At 67.1% G+C, this 21135-nt stretch carries 12 protein-coding genes; 5 read left to right on the top strand and 7 right to left on the bottom strand.

Features of this window, described 5'->3' with window-relative positions; genetic code table 11:
* Positions 1–4: 4 nt before the first annotated feature.
* Positions 5–9229, bottom strand: coding sequence for a type I polyketide synthase (locus BST13_RS11430; protein ID WP_083163789.1), 9225 nt, complete (start codon positions 9227–9229; stop codon positions 5–7).
* A gap of 514 nt (positions 9230–9743) precedes the next feature.
* The gene (locus BST13_RS11425) at positions 9744–10457 is read right to left on the bottom strand and encodes a DUF1906 domain-containing protein (RefSeq protein WP_170064276.1); all 714 of its coding nucleotides are present in this window, start codon (positions 10455–10457) and stop codon (positions 9744–9746) included.
* A 172-nt stretch (positions 10458–10629) separates the two neighbouring features.
* On the opposite strand from BST13_RS11425, the gene BST13_RS11420 reads away from it, so the two are divergent.
* The 4 genes from BST13_RS11420 to BST13_RS11405 are packed head-to-tail and all read left to right on the top strand — an operon-like array spanning position 10630 to position 14559.
* Complete coding sequence (locus BST13_RS11420; RefSeq protein ID WP_083163787.1) at positions 10630–11718, top strand: ABC transporter ATP-binding protein; 1089 nt, start codon at positions 10630–10632, stop codon at positions 11716–11718.
* Positions 11719–11741: 23 nt separating this feature from the next.
* Positions 11742–12941 carry an ABC transporter substrate-binding protein gene (locus tag BST13_RS11415; RefSeq protein ID WP_083163784.1) on the top strand — a complete coding sequence of 400 codons (1200 nt, stop codon included), beginning with the start codon at positions 11742–11744 and terminating at the stop codon, positions 12939–12941.
* The gene (locus BST13_RS11410; protein ID WP_083163782.1) at positions 12920–13759 is read left to right on the top strand and encodes an ABC transporter permease; all 840 of its coding nucleotides are present in this window, start codon (positions 12920–12922) and stop codon (positions 13757–13759) included. The genes BST13_RS11415 and BST13_RS11410 overlap by 22 nt, the downstream gene beginning before the upstream one ends.
* Entirely contained in the window at positions 13759–14559 is an 801-nt protein-coding gene (locus BST13_RS11405; RefSeq protein ID WP_083163779.1) for an ABC transporter permease, read from the top strand. The genes BST13_RS11410 and BST13_RS11405 overlap by 1 nt, the downstream gene beginning before the upstream one ends.
* 3 nt (positions 14560–14562) lie before the next feature.
* Here the strand turns inward: BST13_RS11405 and BST13_RS11400 are convergent, their stop codons facing one another.
* Complete coding sequence (locus BST13_RS11400) at positions 14563–15156, bottom strand: MerR family transcriptional regulator (protein WP_083163777.1); 594 nt, start codon at positions 15154–15156, stop codon at positions 14563–14565.
* Between the two features lie 323 nt (positions 15157–15479).
* Here BST13_RS11400 and BST13_RS11395 point away from each other — a divergent pair, with 323 nt between their 5' ends.
* Positions 15480–16748, top strand: coding sequence for an MFS transporter (locus BST13_RS11395; RefSeq protein WP_083163774.1), 1269 nt, complete (start codon positions 15480–15482; stop codon positions 16746–16748).
* Here BST13_RS11395 and BST13_RS11390 read toward each other — a convergent pair.
* The 4 genes from BST13_RS11390 to BST13_RS11375 form a co-directional block, all read right to left on the bottom strand.
* Entirely contained in the window at positions 16733–18004 is a 1272-nt protein-coding gene (locus BST13_RS11390) for a low temperature requirement protein A (protein WP_083163772.1), read from the bottom strand. The two genes, BST13_RS11395 and BST13_RS11390, sit on opposite strands and share 16 nt — an antisense overlap.
* 76 nt (positions 18005–18080) lie before the next feature.
* Complete coding sequence (locus tag BST13_RS11385) at positions 18081–18599, bottom strand: twin-arginine translocation pathway signal (RefSeq protein WP_425437009.1); 519 nt, start codon at positions 18597–18599, stop codon at positions 18081–18083.
* A gap of 74 nt (positions 18600–18673) precedes the next feature.
* On the bottom strand, positions 18674–19498 hold the full coding sequence (locus BST13_RS11380; RefSeq protein ID WP_083163767.1) for a hypothetical protein: 825 nt from the start codon (positions 19496–19498) through the stop codon (positions 18674–18676).
* A gap of 148 nt (positions 19499–19646) precedes the next feature.
* Positions 19647–21107 (bottom strand): FadD3 family acyl-CoA ligase, encoded by a 1461-nt coding sequence (locus tag BST13_RS11375; protein WP_083163765.1) that lies wholly within the window; start codon positions 21105–21107, stop codon positions 19647–19649.
* Positions 21108–21135 lie beyond the last annotated feature (28 nt).

Genomic DNA, 21135 nt, shown 5'->3' with positions numbered 1-21135 from the left:
GACCTTAGCGGACATACAGATCGCCTTCGCCGAGCCGGGCATCCGCGTCGAGCAGCATGGCCGCTTCCTGAGGCTTCTCCGGCCCGTCGTGGTCGAATCGGCGGTCGGCAGGCTTCTCGTACATCGGACGCCCACCTGCGATGGCCGAGGCCAACCGGCGCTGACCGGCCAGCGTGCGCTGCTCGGCCCGCTTGCGGTAGTCCTCCCGCTCAGCGGGATCCAGCGACGCGATGAACGCCTCCGGATGCACCAGCGCGACCAGACCCGACACGTGACCGAACCCGAGGCTGGTCACCAGGCCGGCCTTGAGCGGGAACTTGCCGCGCAGGTCCAGGGGCTCGCGCACCCAGACGAAGTGGCCGGAGGTGGCCAGCTCGTCGTCGACGCAGTCCAGGCTGCGGTTCGGCGGGATGATGCCGTCGCGCAGGATCTGGCACAGACCCATCATCTGGAACACGGCCGCGCCGCCCTTGGCGTGCCCGGTCAGCGACTTCTGGCTGACGATGAACAGCGGCGCACCCGCCGAGCGGCCCATCGAATCGGCCAGCCGCTCGTGCAGCTCGGTCTCGTTGGGATCGTTTGCCAGCGTCGAGGTGTCGTGCTTGGAGATCACCGCGATGTCGTCGGCACCCACACCCAGCTTGGCCAGCGAACGCGACAGCGCCGAGTCCTTGCCGCCACGGCCGGCACCCAGGGCACCCAGGCCAGGGGCCGGGATCGAGGTGTGCACACCGTCGGCGAAGCTCTGCGCGTAGCCGACCACGGCCAGCACCGGCAGACCCATCTTGGCGGCGAGGTCACCGCGAGCCAGCAGGATGGTGCCACCACCCTGCGCCTCGAGGAACCCGAGCCTGCGCCGGTCGTTGGCGCGGGAGAACTTCGAGTCGCTGATGCCCTTGGCCCGCATCATCTCGGTGTCGGCGGTGGCCGCCATGTCACCGAAGCCGATGATGGCTTCCAGGGTCAGATCGTCGAAGCCGCCGGCCACCACCAGGTCGGCCTTGCCGAGGCGGATCTTGTCCACACCTTCCTCGACCGAGACGGCCGCGGTGGCGCAGGCGCCGACCGGGTGGACCATCGCGCCGTAGCCGCCGACGTAGGACTGCATGACGTGTGCCGCAACGACGTTCGGCAGCACCTCCTGCAGGATGTCGTTCGGCTTGGCCCGGCCCAGCAGGTTGCCGTGGTACATGGTCTGCATCGAGGTCATGCCGCCCATGCCGGTGCCCTGCGTGGAGGCCACCAGGCTCGGGTGCACCCAGCGCATCAGCTCGGTCGGCGTGAAGCCCGAGGACAGGAACGCATCCACGGTCGCCACGATGTTCCACAGCGCCACCCGGTCGATGGAGCTCGCCATGTCCGGGGTGATGCCCCACACCGTCGGGTCGAACCCGGTGGGGATCTGGGCGCCGACGGTCCGCGACAGCTTGGTCTTACGCGGAACGCGAATCTCGGTGCCCGCCTTGCGGATCACCTGCCAGTCGCCGGAGTCCGGCACCGGCCGGGCCACGGTGTGCTCGGGGTCGAAGGACACGAACGCCCGGGCGTCGGCCTCGCTGGACACGACGAACGAGAAGTCCTTGTCCAGGAAGACGCTGACCAGCAGCGGCGAGGCGTGATCGGGATCGATCGCACCGTCGTCGACGAACTCGCGGATGCCGCAGCGCTCGACGACGGTGTCGTGGTAACGCTCCACGATCTCCGATTCGTCGACCAGCTCACCGGTTTGGGTGTCGTACCAACCGGCCTTGGGATCGTCCTCCCACTTGACCAGTCCGGTCGTCCACGCCAGCTCCAGCACACCGGCCGCCGACAGCTCGCCGGAGACCTCCATCTCGTAGCGGGTACGCGACGAGCCGTACGGGCCGAGTTCGGCACCGCCGACGATGACCACCAGATCGGCCGGGTCCACGTCGAGGTCTTCGAAGACCGGCGCGGGTGCCGGAGCGTATCCGCGCGGCGGCGACGGCAGTGCGGCGATGATGCCCTCATCCGTGTCGTCGTCGGAATCCGCAGCCGCAGAGGTCATTTCCTCGCGGGCCTTGGCCGCCAGCTCGGCCATGTCGATCTTGATGTCGCCCAGACCACCGGTCAGGTCCACCTTGATCGGCGAATTCGCCGCGGCCACCTTGGATTCCACCGTGCACAGGTCCAGCAGCATCGCTGCCATCTCCGCTGAGGTGTAGGTGGTCACGCCCGCCTCTTCGACGGCGCTGACGATGGCGTCGTTGTGACCCATCAGGCCCGTGCCCTTGGTCCAACCGATCAGCGCATGCGCCAGGGTGACCCGCTCGGCCCACGACGCCTCGGCGCTCCAGCGGTTGACCAGCGCGTCGAGTGCCGCCTTGGACTCGCCGTAGGCACCGTCACCGCCGAACATGCCACGGTTGGGCGAGCCCGGCAGCACCACGTGCAGGCGCGAGGCGATGTCCCGCTCGGCACCGATCGTGGAGAGCCCACCGATGAGCCGCTGCACGGCCCACAGCAGCACCTTCATCTCCATCTCGGACCGCGAACCGGCCTCCGACAGATCACCGGCAACACGGGGCGCGGCGAACGGGAACAGCAGCGTCGGGGTCTGCGCGTCCTTGAGGTGGATAGATTGCGGCCCAAGGCTTTCGACCTGATCGCTACCGACCCACTCCACCAGCTTGTCGATGTCGGAGTAGGACGCCATGTTGGCCGGGACCACCCACAGCGTGGCACCGAAGCGGGCGTTGTCGCGATAGAGCTTCTTATAGAAGGCCAACCGGTCGTCGTCCAGGCGCGAGGTGGTGGCGATGACGGTGGCACCGCCGTCGAGCAGCTGCCCGACCACCGCGGAGGCGATCGAACCCTTCGACGCACCGGTCACGACCGCGATCTCGTCGCGGTAACGGCCCGTGCCCGGGTTCTCGGCGCCGGCCGCGATGCGACCGAACAGCGACGCATGCACGTTGCGACCCGCGGCAAGAGCCTTGCCCTGCCACCAATTCGCCTGCGTACCAACCACATGCCCGGCACCTTCGAAGCGCTCGGACAGTCGCGGCCAATCCGCATCGATCTCGTTCTCGTCGGCCAGCCACAGCTTGACGAGGTCCTCACGGGCGCTGGCCCACCGGTCGTCGAACACGACGGCCTTCTTGGCGTCGAACGCCGGGGCCACGAGTCGCGGCCAGTCCGAACCGAGTTCGCTGGTCACGAGGTCGATCAGCTCGGCGTCGGTGGCCGCCTCAGGGGCGGTGACGGCGTTGTCGAGCCCGAGCTGCCCCAGGATGGTCCGGGCCGTCGCGGCCAGCACGCCGTCACGTCCGGTGACCTTCTCCGCGAACTCGCTGAGCGCGGCCGAGTCCACCACGCCGCCACCGGCACCGCCGGCCGACGGCAGGGACACCGGCACACCGCGTCGGGCGCCGACCGCGGCCACGGCCGCGTCGATCACCTTGTCGACGCTGGCAGCGTCGGCCAGTGCACCCGGGTGCAGACCACCCAGGTCGCCACCGCGCACGCTGCTGCCCTCACGGGTTCCCAGCGCGACCTCGACAGTGACGTGCTTGGCCCAACCGGCACCCAGCTCCCAGGTCTTGGTGACGCGCTCGGTGATGTAGGCCGGACGCTTGCCCGACGGCCCGAACACGGTCCGCAGCTGGTCGTTGATGGCATCCGAGAGCACCGGACCGAACGGCTTGTAGGTACGGGCGAGCTTGCTCACCTGTCCCTTCAGCGCGCCCAGATCGGCTTCCGCGGCACCGTCGATGGCGCCGAGGTTCAGCTCGGAGCCCAGGTCGACCAGCAACTGGTTGCGGCGTGACGAGGCACCGTCGGTGATGTGCTCGATGGAGTCCAGCGCCTCGATCTGGTCGATGCGCATCTTGGCCGAGAGCGCGATGAGCGCCACGGTCGCGTCGGCGGCATCGAACGTGATGTCGTCGGGTCGCGGACCACCGGATGCGGCGACCGGGGCCGGGGCTGCCGCAGCGGCCGCAGGAGCGGCTTCGGCGGCGGGAGCCGCGGGGGCCTCGTCCACCTCAGGTTCCGGTTCCGGATCGGTGTCGGTGGCGAACAGCACGGCCGCGTCCCGCTCGCTGTTGAGCACCTCGACAGTGCTGTGCGAGTACTCGGGCAGCTTGAGCGTGTTGGTGGCCAGGCCTGCGACCGTCGGGGCCGACTTCACGCCGATCTCGACGAACCGCTCGACACCGAGACCGCCTGCGGCCTCCTCGATGAACAGCAGGTCCTGCGTCTCGATCCAGCGCACCGGGCTGGCGAACTGCCAGGCCAGCAGCTCGATGACGATCTTGCGGCACAGCTCCTTGGGCTTCTCGTTCCGCCAGGTGTCGTAGTCGGCGAGGATCTCGTCGAGCGGCTCGGCCGGGACCAGATCGCGGATCTCCTGGATGAAGTCCTTGTCCAGGGTGAACGGCCGGGGCACCAGGTTCGGGATGTACTTGCCGACGATCAGCGACGGATCCTTGTCGCTGGGCATCACGCGCTCGAGGCTGCGACGGAAGTCATCGACGCCCACCCGCAGCACGCTGGAGTGGAACGGCACGTCGATGCCGGGCACCAGGATGAACGACCGGCGACCGCCCGAGAGCTCGCGACGCCGCTCGACCTCTTCCTCCAGCGCTTCCAGGCCGCGCACCGTACCGGCGATCGCGTACTGCGAGCCACGCAGGTTGAAGTTCACGATCTGCAGGAATTCACCTGTGCGCTCGGCGATCTCGGCGACGAAGTCCTTGACGTCCGCGTCGTCGAGGTCGATCTGCGACGGCCGGATCGCGGCCAGTCGGTAGTCCGACCGGCCCTGTGCGTCACGCTCGACGATGTCGTGCATCTTGCCGCCGCGGGCGAACACCACCTCGAGCAGCGCTTCGAGCTCGTACACGCCGGACACGCAGGCCAGCGCGGTGTACTCACCGACGGAGTGACCGCAGGCGATCGCACCCTCGACGAAGGCGCCCTGCTCACGCATCTCGGCGACCTGCGCCGCCGCCACCGTGGCCATGGCGACCTGGGTGAACTGCGTCAGGAACAGCACGCCGTCCGGGTGGTGGTAGTGCACGCCGGAGGCGATCAGGCTGGTCGGGTTGTCCCGCACCACGTGCAGCACCGAGAAGCCGAGGGTCTGGCGGGTGAACTTGTCCGCCGAATCCCACACCTTGCGGGCCGCCTTGGACCGGGCTCGGACCTCCATGCCCATGCCCTTGTGCTGAATGCCCTGGCCGGGAAACGCGTAGACGGTCTTGGGTGCGGCCAGCCGAGCCGTCGCCGACATCACCAGATCGGAGCCGATGCGCGCCTGCACTTCGAGAACCTCTGCGCCGACGTCGATTCCGACGCGGTCGACGCGGAAGTCGACCTGGTCACCGGGCTTGACCATGCCCAGGAAGCGGGCGGTCCAGCCGACCAGCTTGGCAGGCGGAGCCGGCTTGCCGTCGGTCGCGGTGGCCACGTGCTGAGCCGCGGCCGAGAGCCACATGCCGTGCACGATGGGCGATTCCAGCCCGGCGAGCAGGGCGGCGGCCCGATCGGTGTGGATCGGGTTGTGGTCACCGGAGACCACGGCAAACGGCCGCATGTCGACCGGTGCTCCGATGGTGACGTCGCGGCGACGACGGCGCGGGGTGTCGGTGGCGTTGTCGGAGATCGCGCCACCGGCCTTGATCGGGTCCGTCAGCTCGGCATCGCCGGTGCGACCGCGGATGGCGAAACGCTCTTCGAGCGTGGCCAGGACGGTCCCGTCAGCCGATTTGACGACCACCGAAACCGGGACAACCCGGCCGACCTCGGTGTCGTGGGCAGCCGAAGCCGTTGCGGAGACGGTCAATTCGGCGTTCTCGGTTGGCAGCGGAGCGAGCAGCTGCGCGGCGTGGTCCAGATGCACCAGGCTCAGCAGACCCTCGACGACCGGGAACCCGTCCTCGGTCACCGCCGAACCGATGGCGGCGAACACCGCGGGCCAGCACCGGCCGACCAGCGCGTCGGGAACCACCGTCAGCGTCGGGGCCAGCGGGGCACCGAAGGTGGCGGTCACACCGGTGTGATCGGCGACCTGCTCGGGATCCCAGGTGACGGTCACGGTGGCGGTCGAGTCGACCACCGGCGGTAGCGCGTCGGGGCCACTGACCCCGGCAGCGATGGCCAGCACCGACCGCATGGCGGTCGAGGCGTCCTCGACGGAGACGATCGGGGCGCCGCCGCTGCGCACGGCGTCGGTCAGGCTGAACTTGATCTCGATCCAGGTGCCTGAGAGCGGCACCGAGAGCACGACGTGCGTCTCGTCGAGCACCTCGAGCCGGGCTCCGGTCGAAGCGTTTGTCGCCGAACGATTCTCATTGACCTGCCAGTCGGCGGGCGGGGCGATGCGGTGCACCGGGTTGGTGGCGGTACGCCCGGCCCACAGCACGTCGGGGGCGTCGAGCAGCACAGCGAGCGGGCCGCTGACGCCGGCCCGATGGGCACGACGGGACAGCACCGGCACCGGCTGGACTCCAGCGGTCAGCGCCTCGTCGACGGCGGCCTGCTCGAAGCGGTCCAGCAGCTCACCGACGGGCTCGTCGACGCGGGTGATACCCGCGACGGCGGCGGTGCCGGGGATGACGCAGACCTGATCGGCCGAGTAGCGGGCGTCATGTGCCTGCCACAGCGAGTCACTGCGCCACCAGCGGCGCACGTCCTTGTCGATGACCGGGACGAAGTTGACCGGCTTGCCCAGCGTCTTGCACAGCTCGGTGAAGAACGGGACGTCGGCGGGGTGCAGTTGCACCGACGCGGCATCCGGGTAGGCGCCGACCAGAGCGGCCAGCGCGGCCTTGGGATCCTCCAGCAGCGCCTCGTTGTCGAACAGCGTCTCGATCGGGCCGAAATCCTGTTCGTGCAAACGCGCCTCGGCCCGCTTGAGCATCTGCTCGAAGCGGTCCCGCCAGGTGATGTCGAGCCACGGCGAGTGCTCGCGCTTGGTGTCGGCGGTGCTGTTGCCGTCACCGATGGCCAGCTCCACGTAGCGGCGCAGCCACTGCAGGTAGGTCATCTCCGCAACATCGCCGAAGTACGGCTTGGCGGTGTTGGCCATGGCCGCGATGATCTCGTCGCGACGGGCCGCGACGGCGTCGGCGTCACCGGCGACCTCGTCGAGCAGCCGGCCGCAACGCGATGCGGTGTTGTCGATCTCGTGGATGTCGGCACCGAGCTGGCTGCGCCCGGAAGCCATGCCGCCCTGGGCCTTTCCGGCGCCGACCCACTGATCGGTGCCCTGCGTGGCGACCAGCAGCTCCTTGACCTGCGGGCTGGTGGTGGCCTCGAGAGCGGCCATCGCGGCGGTGCCGACGAGGATGCCGTCGACCGGCATCAGCGGGTAGCCGTGGCCGGCGGACCAACGGCCGGACAGGTACTCGGCGGCCTGCTCAGGCGTGCCGATGCCGCCGCCGACGCAGATGGTGATGTTCGAGCGGCTGCGCAGCTCGGAGTAGGTGGTCAGCAGGAGGTCGTCGAGGTCCTCCCACGAGTGGTGACCACCGGCGCGACCGCCCTCGATGTGCACGATCACCGGCTTGGTGGGTGCCTCGGCGGCGATGCGGATCACCGAGCGGATCTGCTCGACGGTGCCGGGCTTGAAGACCACGTGGCTGATGCCCGCGTCGTTGAGCTCGTCGATCAGCTCGACGGCCTCTTCCAGATCGGGGATGCCCGCGCTGACGACCACGCCGTCGATCGGGGCGCCGGACTGCCGGGCCTTCTGAACCAGCCGCTTGCCGCCGACCTGAAGCTTCCACAGGTACGGGTCGAGGAACAGGGTGTTGAACTGGATCGCGCGGCCGGGCTCCAGCAGCGTGGTGAGCTCGGCCACGCGGTCGTTGAAGATGGGCTCGGTGACCTGACCACCACCGGCCAGCTCGGCCCAGTGGCCTGCGTTGGCGGCGGCCGCGACGATCTTGGCGTCGACGGTCGTCGGGGTCATACCGGCGAGCAGGATCGGCGAGCGTCCGGTGAGCCGGGTGAACTTGGTCTCCAGCTTGACCGAGCCGTCGGGCAGCGTCACCAGGGTCGGGGTGTAGCTGGACCACGGGCGGGCCACCTCGGGCACCGCGCCGATGGTGAAGAGGTTGCGCTGGCCGCCACGGGTGGCGGCGGGCACGATGCCCACCCCGAGCCCGCGGATGACGGGGGCGGTGAGGCGGGTGAGGATGTCGCCGGGACCCAGGTCGAGGATCCAGCGGGCGCCTGCCTCGTGCACCTCGGTGATCTCGTCGACCCAGTCCACCTGCTCGACCAGGATCGCCTCGGTCATCGCCTTGGCGAGCGTGACGTCGAGGCCGACGGTCTCGGCCCAGCGACCGACGATCTCGATGCCGTCGGACAGCCGCGGGGTGTGGAAGCCGACCTCGACCTGAACCGGATCGAAGATCGGCGCGAAGACCGCGCCGCCGCGGACTTTGCTCTTGCGCTCCGCCTCTTCCTTCTCGGCGATCTGGGTGCAGTAGAGCTCGAACCGGGACAGCTGCTCTGGCGTGCCGGTGATGACGACCGAACGACGGCCGTTGCGGATGGAAAGCACCGGCGGCAGCACCGTGCGGACGTCCTGGGAGAACTCTTCGAGCAGTTCGTAGATGCGCTCGGGCTCGGCATTGGTGACCGAGACCATCGGCGGACGGTCGCCGAGCACGGTGATACCGCGACGGCGGGCCACGAGCGTGCCCGCGGCACCGATCAGCTGAGCCAGTGCCAGCAGTTCGACGTCCTTGGCGCCGGCGGCCTTGAGGGCCTCGACGGCCAGCACGCCCTGGGAGTGCCCCACAACCGCTACAGGCGGCGTGGCGGTCAGGTCCATACCCTGACGGGCCAGCGCACGGATGGCGGCCATCTGGGTCAGCAGGACGCCCGGCACGGATACCGCGGCCGAGGTCAGCTGCTTGGCCGAAGGCACCGGCTCCTCGGAGGCCAGCGCGCGGACCCACTGCAACGGCTCGAAGCCGATGGGGCGGACGACGACCAATTCGGCGGCAATCGGCTCGAGCATCAGCTCAGCCTCGCCGGCCAGGGTCGCCAACTCGGCCTCGATACCAGCCGAGGACACCAGCTCTTCGAGGGTCTCCAGCCACGCGCTGCCCTGGCCGCCGAAGGCGACCGCGTAGGGCTCGCCAGCGTTGAGGCGGTCGACGAGGGCCTGAGCGGAATCGGCCGCCCGTCCGTTGGATCCGGATTCGTCGTTCCGGTCGGCGGACACTCGGTCGTGTTCGTAGATCGTCACTGGCGCTTCTCCTCGGTGCTGCTGGGGTGTTGTCGCGTACGGGTGGCCGTATGCCTGCCATGTCTGTCGGGGTCCCAGAGGGTGTCCCCCGGGCGTCAGGCCATCGGCGATTCAGCGTCGAATCCGGCCAAGGATGGCCTCCCATCCGGTTCGGACCGGACGGTGGGCGTGCATCCCTGCCGTACTAAGACTGTCATAAGAACTGGCGGGCAAATTCTCCGCAGATTGGTTACTGGCGAGTTCTACGCGTGGGTAACCGTCACCAACGTAACACCGCGTTCGACAGCGGCAGAACGTATTCGGTACAAACATCCTGCTGGCAGGTGGTTACGGCCGAGTAGGGCCAACAGTGCAGATCAAAGCAGTATTGTTACCAAATCGTTATCTAAATTTTGCGTCTCCCGAGGCGCCGTCGAACGGCATGTTGCCAGTCGACAATGGCACCAAAAGTGTCAAGCGAAGCGTACGGCTGACGCGAAAAAGTTTGCTGGAAAACCTTACCAGTCAGTAATGTTTAGTCCCACTGGCCGAACTGGGGCTTGAGGATGTTGTTGATGTCGACACCAACTCCCCCGACGCTGCGCTTGTCGATCTCGATCTGATGGAGATGTGCCGCCGGGTGCGCGACGCCTCCCGGCGACCCCCAGTTGTGCTGCCAGAAGTACGAGCCGAGCCCATCCTGCAACGCCCACTCGATGGTCTTGGAATTCGCGTAGACCCCGGTGCGCTGGTGGCCGATCACCGATTCCCAGCCTCGGAGATACGGCGCGACCTGCTGTTTGTACTGCTCGGGTGTCGGATCGTCGTCGATGGACGCGTAGATCGGCGCGCCGTAAGAACCGCCCGCAGCAACGTGGAGCTCCCACCCCCGTTTGGCATGCTGCACGCCGGCGGCCTGCCCGCCCAACCAGTCGGCGCTGTCCTGCTTGCCGTACTGATAGCAGGACACGATCTTCAAACCGCTCTGATAAAGATCCCTGGCCTCGGAAAGCTGGATCGGCTTGCCGAGCATCCAGGCCCCGCCGGGCCGGCGATCGGACACGTAGCGGATGGCACCGAGCGCGCCCGCCGATCGGACGTCGGAGGCCTTGATGACGCCTGCGGCGTAATCGAGCAGGACGCCCAGCGGCGCGGCGGCAGCGGGCGGCGCGGCAGCCAGCTCACCCAGCCCGAGCAGCGCGGGTGCAGCGGCGGCGCATCTGAGCAGCTCGCGCCGGGACATCGACACGAGGCTCAGATTACGACAGTTGTCCCAATATTCACATCAACGCCACTGGTCACATAGCTATCAGGATTCACACCGGCGTCGAGGGCACCGAATCCGTCGCGACAACGGCTCCGCAGTACGAAATCGGCAATGGCGCCCCGCCACGACCGACGAATCCCTACGATGACCCACCATGTCCTCGGGGATGGTCAGCTCACCGCCCGATACCCCCGGCGCGCCCTCCGGTATCCAACCGCGCATCGAACTCGTCGGCGTGCGCAAGGTTTTCGGCGATGCCCGGCATCCCGTGGTCGCGGTCGAGTCGGCCGACCTGTCGATCGCCGACGGTGAACTGTTCGCGATCCTCGGCCCGTCCGGATCGGGGAAATCCACCGTGTTGCGGATGATCGCCGGCTTCGAGGAACCCACCGCGGGCACCATCAGGCTCGGCGGTCTCGACGTCACATCGGTGCCCGCACGAAAACGCGACGTCAACACCGTTTTCCAGGAATACGCCCTGTTCCCCCACCTGACCGTCGCCCAGAACGTCGAATACGGACTGCGGGTCAAGGGCGTGCCCAAGGCAGAACGACGCAAGCGCACCGCCGACGCGCTGGACATGGTGCGGTTGACCGACCAGGCGCCGCGTCGGCCTGCCCAGTTGTCCGGCGGTCAGCGTCAGCGGGTGGCGCTGGCCCGGGCCCTGGTCGGTCGGCCGCGCGTGTTGCTGCTCGACGAGCCGCTCGGTGCGCTGGATCTCAAGCTGCGCGAGCAGATGCAGGTCGAGCTGAAGGCGATCCAGCGTGAGGTCGGCATCACCTTCGTCATCGTCACCCACGACCAGGACGAGGCCCTCACCCTGTGCGACCGGCTCGCGGTGTTCAACGCAGGCCGCATCGAACAGGTGGGCGCCGCGCGCGAGGTCTATGACCGGCCCGCCAACCGGTTCGTCGCCGACTTCGTCGGCACCTCCAACGTCCTCGAGGGCACCGACGCCGAGACGGTGTTCGGCAGGTCAGGGACGCTCGCGGTGCGACCGGAACGAATCTCTGTGCAGCACAACAACACACCCGTGGCAGAGGGGCACCGCGCCGTCGATGCCACGGTGACCGAGATCATCTATGCCGGTCCGCTGACCCGCGTCGCGGCACGAACCGCCACCGGAGTCTCGTTGGCGGCCAACGTCCTCACGGCCAGCGCCGGCCTGCCCGGCGATCTGGCGCACGGTTCGGCCATCACCCTGACCTGGCCGCAATCCGCAGTCCACCACCTCGACGGTTGAGTCACGAGATCAAGGAGCCGACGATGAGAACTCAGAGAATCCGAGCTCTGCGTGCGGGATTGGTGATCGCCGCGTGCGTGACGCTGATCGCCGCATGCTCCGGGTCCAAGACCCCGGGAACCACCGGTAACGCGCCACCGAAGCTCGAACCGCTGAGTTCGGTCGGCAACGGCGAGGGGCAGTTGAACCTCATCGCATGGGCCGGCTACGCCGAAAACGGCTCGAACGACAAGAAAGTCGACTGGGTCACGCCGTTCCAGCAGCAGACCGGCTGCCAGGTCAACGTCAAGATCGGCAACACCTCCGACGAGATGGTGCAGTTGATGCGCAGCGGCCAGTACGACGGCGTCTCGGCGTCCGGAGATGCCACGCTGCGGCTCATCTACGCCGGTGACGTGTCGCCGGTGAACACCGACCTGGTGCCCAACTACGCCACGATCTCGCCGTTCCTCAAGGACAAGCCGTGGAATTCCGTGAACAAGCAGATGTACGGGATCCCGCACGGCTGGGGCGCAAACCTGTTGATGTACAACATCGATGCCGTGCGCGACGCACCCAACTCGTGGGCCGCGGTGTTCACCGACGCAGGTAAATACAAGGGCAAGGTGACCGCCTATGACAACCCGATCTACATCGCCGACGCCGCGCTGTACCTGTCCAAGACCAAACCGGAGCTGGGCATCAAAGACCCGTACTCGCTGACCACCGAACAACTCGACGCCGCAACAGATCTGCTCAAGGCCCAACGCGAGAACATCGGCGAGTACTGGTCGGATTACACCAAGGAGGTACAGGCCTTCGAATCCGGCACCACGGTCATCGGCACCACGTGGCAGGTGATCGCCAACACCATCGGCGGTGACAACAAGGTTCAGGTCAACACCGTACTGCCCAAGGAAGGGTCCACGGGCTGGTCGGACACCTGGATGATCTCGTCGAAAGCCGCCCACCCCAACTGCATGTACAAGTGGATGAACTGGATCACCTCGCCGGAGGTCAACGCCCAGGTGGCGGAGTACTTCGGTGAGGCGCCGGCGCAGACGAAGGCGTGCGAGCACACCACCCAGAAGGATTTCTGCGACATCTACCACGCCACCGACGCGGATTACGCGGCACAGATCCACTACTGGACCACACCGCAGACGCAGTGTGTCGACGGCAGCGGCAACAACTGCACGGCCTACAGCCAGTGGGTCGACAAGTGGCAACAGGTCAAGGGCTGACCCGTCGGGTGCGGCTGGCGTTCCTGCTGGCGCCGCCGCTCACCTGGCTGGTGGTGGCCTATCTGGGTTCGCTTGCCGTTCTTCTGGTTTCGGCGTTCTGGAGCACCGACGAGTTCACCGGCGCGGTGGTGCGCACTTTCACCGTCGACAACATCGTGCGGGTGCTGACCGACGAGGTGTTCCGGATCGCGACGTTGCGCACCCTGGCCGTGGCGGCCACGGTCACGGTGTGCTGCGCGGCCCTGGCCGTACCGCTGGCGCTCTACATGGCCAAGGTCGCCTCTCGCCGCGTGCGGTTGGCCCTGGTGGTCGCCGTCACCACTCCGCTGTGGGCGAGCTACCTCGTGAAGGCCTACGCCTGGCGCATGCTGCTGTCGCCGGCAGGCCCGTTGTCGTGGGCGACGGGCTTCACCCCTGGCTACGGGCTGGTGGCCACTGTCATCACGCTGACCTACCTGTGGTTGCCGTACATGGTGATGCCGGTGTATGCGGCGTTCGAACGTGTCCCGGACTCGCTGATCGACGCCAGCTCCGATCTCGGCTCCTCCGACCTGACCACGTTGCGACTGATCTTGGCGCCCTTGGTGTTCCCCGGCATCGCGGCGGGTTCGATCTTCACCTTCTCCCTGTCACTGGGCGACTACATCGCGGTCACCATCGTCGGCGGCAAGACCCAGATGCTCGGCAACATCATCTACGGGCAGCTCGTCACCGCCAACAACCAGCCGCTGGCCGCGGCGCTGTCGGCCATCCCGCTGGTCGCCATCGTCGCCTACCTGCTGGCGATGCGGCGCACCGGTGCGTTGGAGAACGTGTGATGTTCTCCAACGCAGGACGACGCGGGCTTCGCATCTGGACAGTCGTGGTCATGGTGTTCCTGTACACCCCACTGGTTCTGGTGGTCATCAACGCGTTCAACGCCTCACGCACGTTCGCGTTCCCTCCGAGCGGTTTCACCCTGGCGTGGTGGTCGGCAGCGGCACACAGCACGGGCATGTGGCAGGCGCTCGCCAACTCCGTCGTGGTCGGCCTGGTCGCGACGGTCATCGCCCTGGTGCTCGGCACCATGGTGGCGTTCGCCGTCCAGCGCTACCGGTTCTTCGGCCGCAACACGGTGAGTTTCCTTGTGGTCCTGCCGATCACGCTGCCCGGTATCGTCACCGGCATCGCGCTGAACGCGACGTTCACCTCGACCTTGGCGATGACGCTCGGGCTGGCGACGGTGATCATCGGTCACGCCACGTTCTGCATCGTCATAGTGTTCAACAACGTTCAGGCCAGGCTGCGTCAGATGGGCACCAACCTCGAAGACGCGTCAGCGGACCTCGGCGCCTCGGACTGGCAGACGTTCCTGCTCGTCACCTTCCCGCTGATGCGCGGGGCGCTGCTGGCCGGGGCGATCCTGGCTTTCGCGCTGTCGTTCGACGAGATCGTCGTCACCACGTTCACGGCGGGCCCGACGGTGCAGACACTGCCGATCTGGATCTTCGCGAACTTGTTCCGGCCGAATCAGGCTCCGGTGATCAATGTGGTCGCCGCCGCCCTGACCGTGCTGGCCATCATCCCGGTGTGGCTGGCCGGGCGCTTCGGGGGTGATCCCGCCACGTCGCGGGTGTGACGCTCACGCGATCGCGGCAGCCTCTTTGACGGCCTGGTCGAGCACGCCCGACAGCACGGCACGCGCCAACTCGCGGTTGTCCGACTTGGGCTGGGCGGTCAAGTTCTCGGCGACCGTGCCGACCGCCGATGCAGCAAGTGCATCGATGGCCGCATCGGTCGCCGCGACCACCTGCGCGATGGTGTGGACCCAGAGCGGCTGATCGGCTACCTGGTCGACGATCTCGGCGAGCGCCGGGTCGGTCAGCGCCACGGCGCCGTCGACGATGCGCGCCAGCCCGCGCGATACGAGGGTGCCGACGTCGGGATGTGACGGGGCGATCTGCAGCCGACGAATCTGTTGGCCCACCGCTGTCGGTGGAATACCCAGCACGTCGACCAGGCTGCGGCCGCCGCGCAGCCCGTCGAAAAACTCGGCGATGTGTGCCGAGCTGAATCCTTTGCCGAGAAGCTGGCTGATGGCCGCCAGTTGCGCCAGGTGGGCATCCCCGTAGTAGGCCGAACGACCGACACGACGGGGCGGATCGAGCAGGCCGCGCTCACGGTAGGCGCGGATGTTCCGGGCGCTGATCCCTGAGATGCGCGCCAGATCATCCAACCGATACTCAGTCAATCTGGCCGTCCCCGCACCGGACCGGACAGCGATACATTGCTCCACCCTACCCCGGCCAATCAGCTCCGAGCGAAGTTTCGCTGTCGTCACAGAGTCATTTGTTGAATGAGCTATCAAAGCTTTCATCTGCAGGTATGTCGTTCGGGCGACAAGAACCCACACCTGCCCCTGCAATCACAGCCAACTAGGCATATGTCGATGTCGGGACGCGGTGAGTCAATTCACCCGGCCAGAATTGGAAAGCGACAGCCCAGGTGCGCGACCATGTTGCACGACATTGAGACAATCCGTTCGACGAAAGGCCGCGAGTGCGTCCCTGGATCGTCTGGGCCACCGGACTGCTCGCGTACATCGTCGCGGTACTCGACCGCACCACTCTCGGCGTTTCCGGTTTGCAGGCCGCTGACCGGTTTGCCGCCAATCCGAGTGTGCTGTCGAGCTTCGTCGTGCTGCAGGTGATCGTCTACGCCGGCGCGCAGGTGCCCGCCGGGCTGCTGCTCGATCGCTTCGGCTCGCGCATACTCATCGTCTCCGGCGCGGGGCTGATGGCCACGGGACAGCTGGTACTGGCACTGAGCGAATCGCTGCCCGCGGCCTTCGCGGCCCGCGCCGTCGTCGGCCTCGGCGACGCGGTGACATTCATATCGGTGCTCCGGCTGGTGCCGCACTGGTTCAAGCCGTCACAGGTCCCGTTGGTCACCCAGTTGACCGGCATCTGCGGGCAGCTCGGCCAGGTGTTGTCCGCGGTGCCCTTCCTCGCGCTGCTCACCGGCTCCGGCTGGACACCGGCTTATCTGTCCGTCGCCGTGTTCGGAGTGGTTGCGATGGCACTGGCCTTCGCGCTGGTCCGCAACACCCCGCACGGCCGGGTCGTCGCCGCCGAGACCACCACCGTCCACGACATCCTGGCGAGCGTGAAGACGGTGTGGCTGCGCCCCGGCACCAGGCTGGGCTTCTTCACCCACATGGGCACCCAGTTCTCGGTGACGGTGTTCGCGCTGATGTGGGGCGTGCCCTATCTGACCGTCGCGCAGGGCCTCTCCACCGCCGTCGCCGGTTCTCTGCTGACGCTTTCGGTCGTCGTCGCGATCACCGCGGGCATTGCGATCGGGATCTTCACGGGCCGCCACCCGCACCGACGATCGCGGTTGGTGCTTGCCATCGTCGGCAGCAATGCCTTGATCTGGACGGTCGTGCTCGCGCTGCCCGGCCGCGCCCCGCTGTGGCTGTTGGTGACGCTCGTCGTGATCATCTCGGTGGGCGGGCCTGGTTCGATGGTCGGTTTCGACTTCGCCCGTACCTTCAACCCGAGCGCCACGCTGGGGACGGCTCAGGGCATGGTGAACATGGGCGGTTTCCTGGCGGCGCTGCTGGTCATGCAGTCCATGGGGCTGATCCTGGCTCATGCCGGCGACTATTCGGCCGCCTCGTTCCGGGTCGCCTGGGCTGTTCAGTACGCAGTCTGGGTGCTGGCCACCGTCGGCATTCTCATCACCCGCAGCAAGGCCAGAAAGCTGATGCGGGTCGAGCAGGAGCGAATGTTGCTGGAAGGCTTCGAGGCTCACCCGCCGCGCTGATCGGCCAGCCGTCTGGCGACGATCTTCCTGGCGTGCCGGTGGCCCACGAGTTCGAAGCCGGCCACGATCACCATCGGCGCCGCCGTCACGACCAGCAGGCACGGCGCCAGCGGAATGTCGGCAGCGGCCATCGCCACCGCGGCGGCCAGTACCGCGCCCGCCCCCACCAGCAGTCCGGTGTGGAAGACGTCGACCGTGCCGACCAACATTGTGTAGATGACGAACATCGCGGTGATGTAGACGGCGACCGGGATCGCGACCGAAAGCACGGTGGCCACGGTGCTCAACTCGGACTGCTCTTCGACGTAGAACGCGGCGACGTGCAGCCCGGCGCCGGTCGCCACGATCGCGCCGAACACGAACAGGTGCAGATACCCGTACAGGAACGAGACCTCGCGGTGGGCGTGCAGCAACTCCGCCGCGGGCACCAGGAAGTACACCCACCACATGCCGAAGGTGAGCCCCGTGCCTGCCACGGCGAGCACGACAGCGTCGGCGGACCAGCCGTGTTCACCGACCGCGGCCGACAGCGATGCCACCGTCCCGACCACACCCTCGCCGAGCGCGATGATGGCCAGCAGGCTGTACCGCTCGGCGATGTGGTGGGCATGCCAGGGCGTGCCACCCATGCGGCGCTCGGCGAAGAACGGCCCGGACATCTCCAGTGCCATCAGCACCAGTGCGCCCGCCGCGAAGACCCCCACCGACGTGCTCACCAAGATTTGGGTGATCCAGCCGATTTGCGCGACGACGATGACGGTGGCATACGTCAGGCAGGCGGCACGCCGAGCCGGATCCTGACGTGCGGCCCGTAACCACTGCGCCACCATGGCAATTCGCATGACCACATACCCGGCGACCATGACGCTGTTGTTCACGTGGCCGCCGTGCTCGATGGAGGCGAACGTCTGCGGGAGCCCCAGAGCCAAGATGATGACCCCGACCATCTGCACCATGGTCGTCAGCCGGTAGATCCAGTCGTCGGTGTCGTATGCCGACGCGAACCAACTGAAGTTCATCCATGCCCACCAGATGGCGAACGCCGCGAAGCCGAACCCCAGCAGCCCGTCGCCCACGTGTCCCTCGGCCAGCAGATGAGCAAACTGTGAGGCCGCCACCCCGAACGCGATCGCGAACGTCAGGTCGAACAACAACTCCAGCGGCGAGGACACCCGGTGCCGTTCATGGGGATCGCGTCCCGACATCCGGCGGATCCGGTGGGTCTGCACCGGCGAATTCGAATCGCCCTCGGTCACGTCGTAGCGTCCTCCCGGTCGGTGTCGACGCTGACGGTACCGGGGCGGCAGGCTTTCCACCGCTTGGCGGCGCCGGTCAGACCGGGTCGAAGGACGAGATCAGCCAGCTACCGTCGACCTCGGTCAGCCCTACCTTGACCGTGCTGGCCGCAAAGCTGCCGTCCGGGTTCTGGTTACTCGTGGTCGCTTGATTGACGAAGACCATCACCACCGCCGAATCAGGGTGCATCTCCATCACCGCGCTGCGTACCACGGCCGCTGAGGTGGACACCGCCTTCTGTTTGGCGGCGGGCGTGACGATCTCCTGGGTGAACTTGTTGTAATACGACAAGAAGTCACCGGTGAGATGCGCCTTGGCGGTGGTGAAGTCGTGATCGAGGCTGTCCGGCTTGTACGACAGCAACGCCACGGTGCCGTCCGTCGCGGCCTTGAGAACCGTCTGCTGCACGGGCTGATCGGTCGCGCGGTCCGGTCGGTACTGCGCGAAGCACAACCACCCGGCCAACGCAGCCGACAACACCAGCGCCAATGCCAGCGTCAACGGAAACCAGTGGCGCAGCAAGGGTGTCCACCACCGCCGCTTGCCGGTCTCGATGTCTGCTACGTCTGCGGCGTCCTCGAGTTCGACCAGGTCGAACACATCGAGTTCTTCGGTGTCAGGCTTCACGGTCACGGTACGAACTCAACTTTCGCCAGCTTGATCTGACCGCCCTCCCTGTCCAGGCTCACCGCGACCCGCCAGGACCGCGGCTGCTGCTGGGCGCCTGCGGTGTTGGTGACACGGGTAGTGGCCGCGACGAGGACCACTGCGTTGTCGTCGCTCATGGTGTCGACCGCTGCGGCGTTGACAGTCGACTCGGTCACGACCTTGGATTGCTGGGCAAGCTTGATGAAGTCGTTCTGCTGGGCCTCGAAGTCTTTTTTGAAATCTCCGGTCGAGTTTTCCAGGATGTTCTTCACGTCGTCCTGAACGTGGTTGAAGTCCAGCGACATCAGCGTCACGACACTCTGCCGGGCCGCCGCGGTGAACTCCGCCGTGAGCTGGCGACGATGATCGGCCTGACCGTGCTTCCAGAGCATGAAGCCGCTGGCGCCGAGCAGCGCACAGATGGCGATGATCGCCAGGCAGCTCGCCAGGACTTTCCAGAACAGCCGCGGGATGTGCAACCGCCGTCGACGCGCCTGCGCCTCGTCTACTTCTTCCGGTGCTTCCGCATCTTCGGCGACGTCAGTCTCGGCTGGTGGAGCCTGCTCCGTCACGGTCGACCCGACCGACGAGGGCTCGGCCTCAGTGTCGTTGCCGGCCAGCAGTTCCCGGGCCGCAGCCTGGTTGCGGAGCCGGATCGCACGCGCTCTGGCGCGCGCGGCTGCGGCGACGGCCTCGGCTTCCTCGGCTTCCGCCTCGGCCTGTTCGGCCAGCGCCAATGCGTCCTCCGGAGACGGGTCGTCTTGGCTACTATCGAGTAGCGACGCTGAAGGCTTGCGGGACGGCATGTCGACCTCCTGTCCGTTCAGCAGCCTGCTTAACGAGAATCACGTTATCAGTTTTGGGTAGTGCCCCGACACTACATCATCTACAGACCGCAGATAAATGCCCATTTATCTGCGGAAATGTTATTTACGAGCTGTGTCAGCACTGTGCTTAACCGGCACCGAGTCGCGTCCCGAGCCGATCCTTCATCACCTTGCCTGTCGCATTGAGGGGTAGCTCGTCGAGGAACTCCAGGTAACGCGGCACCTTGTAGCCCGCCATGCGCTCGCGACTCCAGGCGAGCAACTCATCGGCGGAAGTCCCTGCGGCACCAGGGTTTTCGTCGAGTACGACGAACGCCTTACCAACCTGCCCGAGCCTGTCGTCGGCGACGCCGATGACGGCCACCTGCGCGACGGCGGGATGCTCCAGCAGGTATCCCTCGATCTCGGCCGGGTAGGCGTTGAAGCCGCCGACGATGAACATGTCCTTCTTGCGTCCGACGATCCTCAGTCGGCCCGACTCGGTGAACTCACCGAGGTCCCCGGTGTGCAGCCAGCCGTCGGCGTCGATGGCTTCGGCGGTCGCGATGGGATCCTCGAGGTACCCCTGCATGACGCTGTACCCGCGGACCAGCACCTCACCGTCGTCGGCCACCCGCACCTCGACGCCCTCACACGGCAGACCGGCCGTCGTCGCGACATCCACCGACGAATCTCCCGGCCGCGACAGCGTGACATTGCCGGCTTCGGTGAGCCCGTATCCCGTCATCAGCGTCTGGAACGGCAACTCGTCGTGGATGCGGCGGACGAGTTCGACCGGGATGTCGGCGGCGCCGGTGACCCCGGCCCGCAACGTCGCCAATCTGCTCTTGTCAGTGACCGTCAGGAGCGAGTGGTACAGCGTCGGCGGGCCGGGAAGCATCGTGATCCGTTCCGCGGCAATGAGATCCACCGCCCGCTGGATGTCGAACACCGCGACCGGCAACATCGTCGCACCCCGCAGGAACGACGCCACCAGGCCCGCCTTCAGCCCGAAGGTGTGGAAGTACGGGTTGATCATCAGGTAGCGGTCGCCCTCGCGCAGGTCCGCCAGTGTCGCCCACTCCTCGTACATCCGAAGGGTCTGACTGTGATTCATCATGGCGCCCTTGGGGCGCCCGGTCGTACCGCTGGTGTAGATGACATCTGCGATGTCGCCGCCGTCGACCACACACTCGAATGGCGTACCACGACTGAGGAAATCCGACTTCAGATCGATCGTCGGAACGCCCGGTATGTCGAAATCCTGTCCCAGGAAACCTCTTTGGACCAGTACCGCCTTGGCACCGCTACGGGCGATGACGTCGGCAGCCTCATCGGTCTTGAACCGGGTGTTCACCGGGACGAGCACCCCGCCCGCAGTCATCAGGCCGAACGCCGCGATGATCCACTCCGCGGAGTTGGGCGCCCATAGCGCGACCCGGTCCCCCTTGCCGACCCCGGAGCGGGCGAACGCGCCTGCGGCGGTGCGGATGCGTTCGGCGACTTCGGCGAAGGACAGCCGCAGCGGACCGTCGACGACGGCTTCGGCGTCGCCGAACCGGTCCGCAGCGCTGCGCACCATCTCGGGGATGGTCCGCCATTGCGTCATCAGCCGCTGCTCCTCAACGGACGCAGGG

This window comes from Mycobacterium aquaticum, from assembly GCF_002086485.1.
GTDB lineage: Bacteria > Actinomycetota > Actinomycetes > Mycobacteriales > Mycobacteriaceae > Mycobacterium > Mycobacterium aquaticum.
This window is presented reverse-complemented; position numbering and strand designations above follow the sequence as displayed.

What these genes read in the sequence shown, in the direction of transcription:
- BST13_RS11420 (WP_083163787.1), top strand. Translation starts at nt 10,630, where the DNA reads ATGTCCTCGGGGATGGTCAGCTCACCGCCCGATACCCCCGGCGCGCCC.
- BST13_RS11415 (WP_083163784.1), top strand. Translation starts at nt 11,742, where the DNA reads ATGAGAACTCAGAGAATCCGAGCTCTGCGTGCGGGATTGGTGATCGCC.
- BST13_RS11405 (WP_083163779.1), top strand. Translation starts at nt 13,759, where the DNA reads ATGTTCTCCAACGCAGGACGACGCGGGCTTCGCATCTGGACAGTCGTG.
- BST13_RS11380 (WP_083163767.1), bottom strand. Translation starts at nt 19,498, where the DNA reads ATGCCGTCCCGCAAGCCTTCAGCGTCGCTACTCGATAGTAGCCAAGAC.
- BST13_RS11375 (WP_083163765.1), bottom strand. Translation starts at nt 21,107, where the DNA reads ATGACGCAATGGCGGACCATCCCCGAGATGGTGCGCAGCGCTGCGGAC.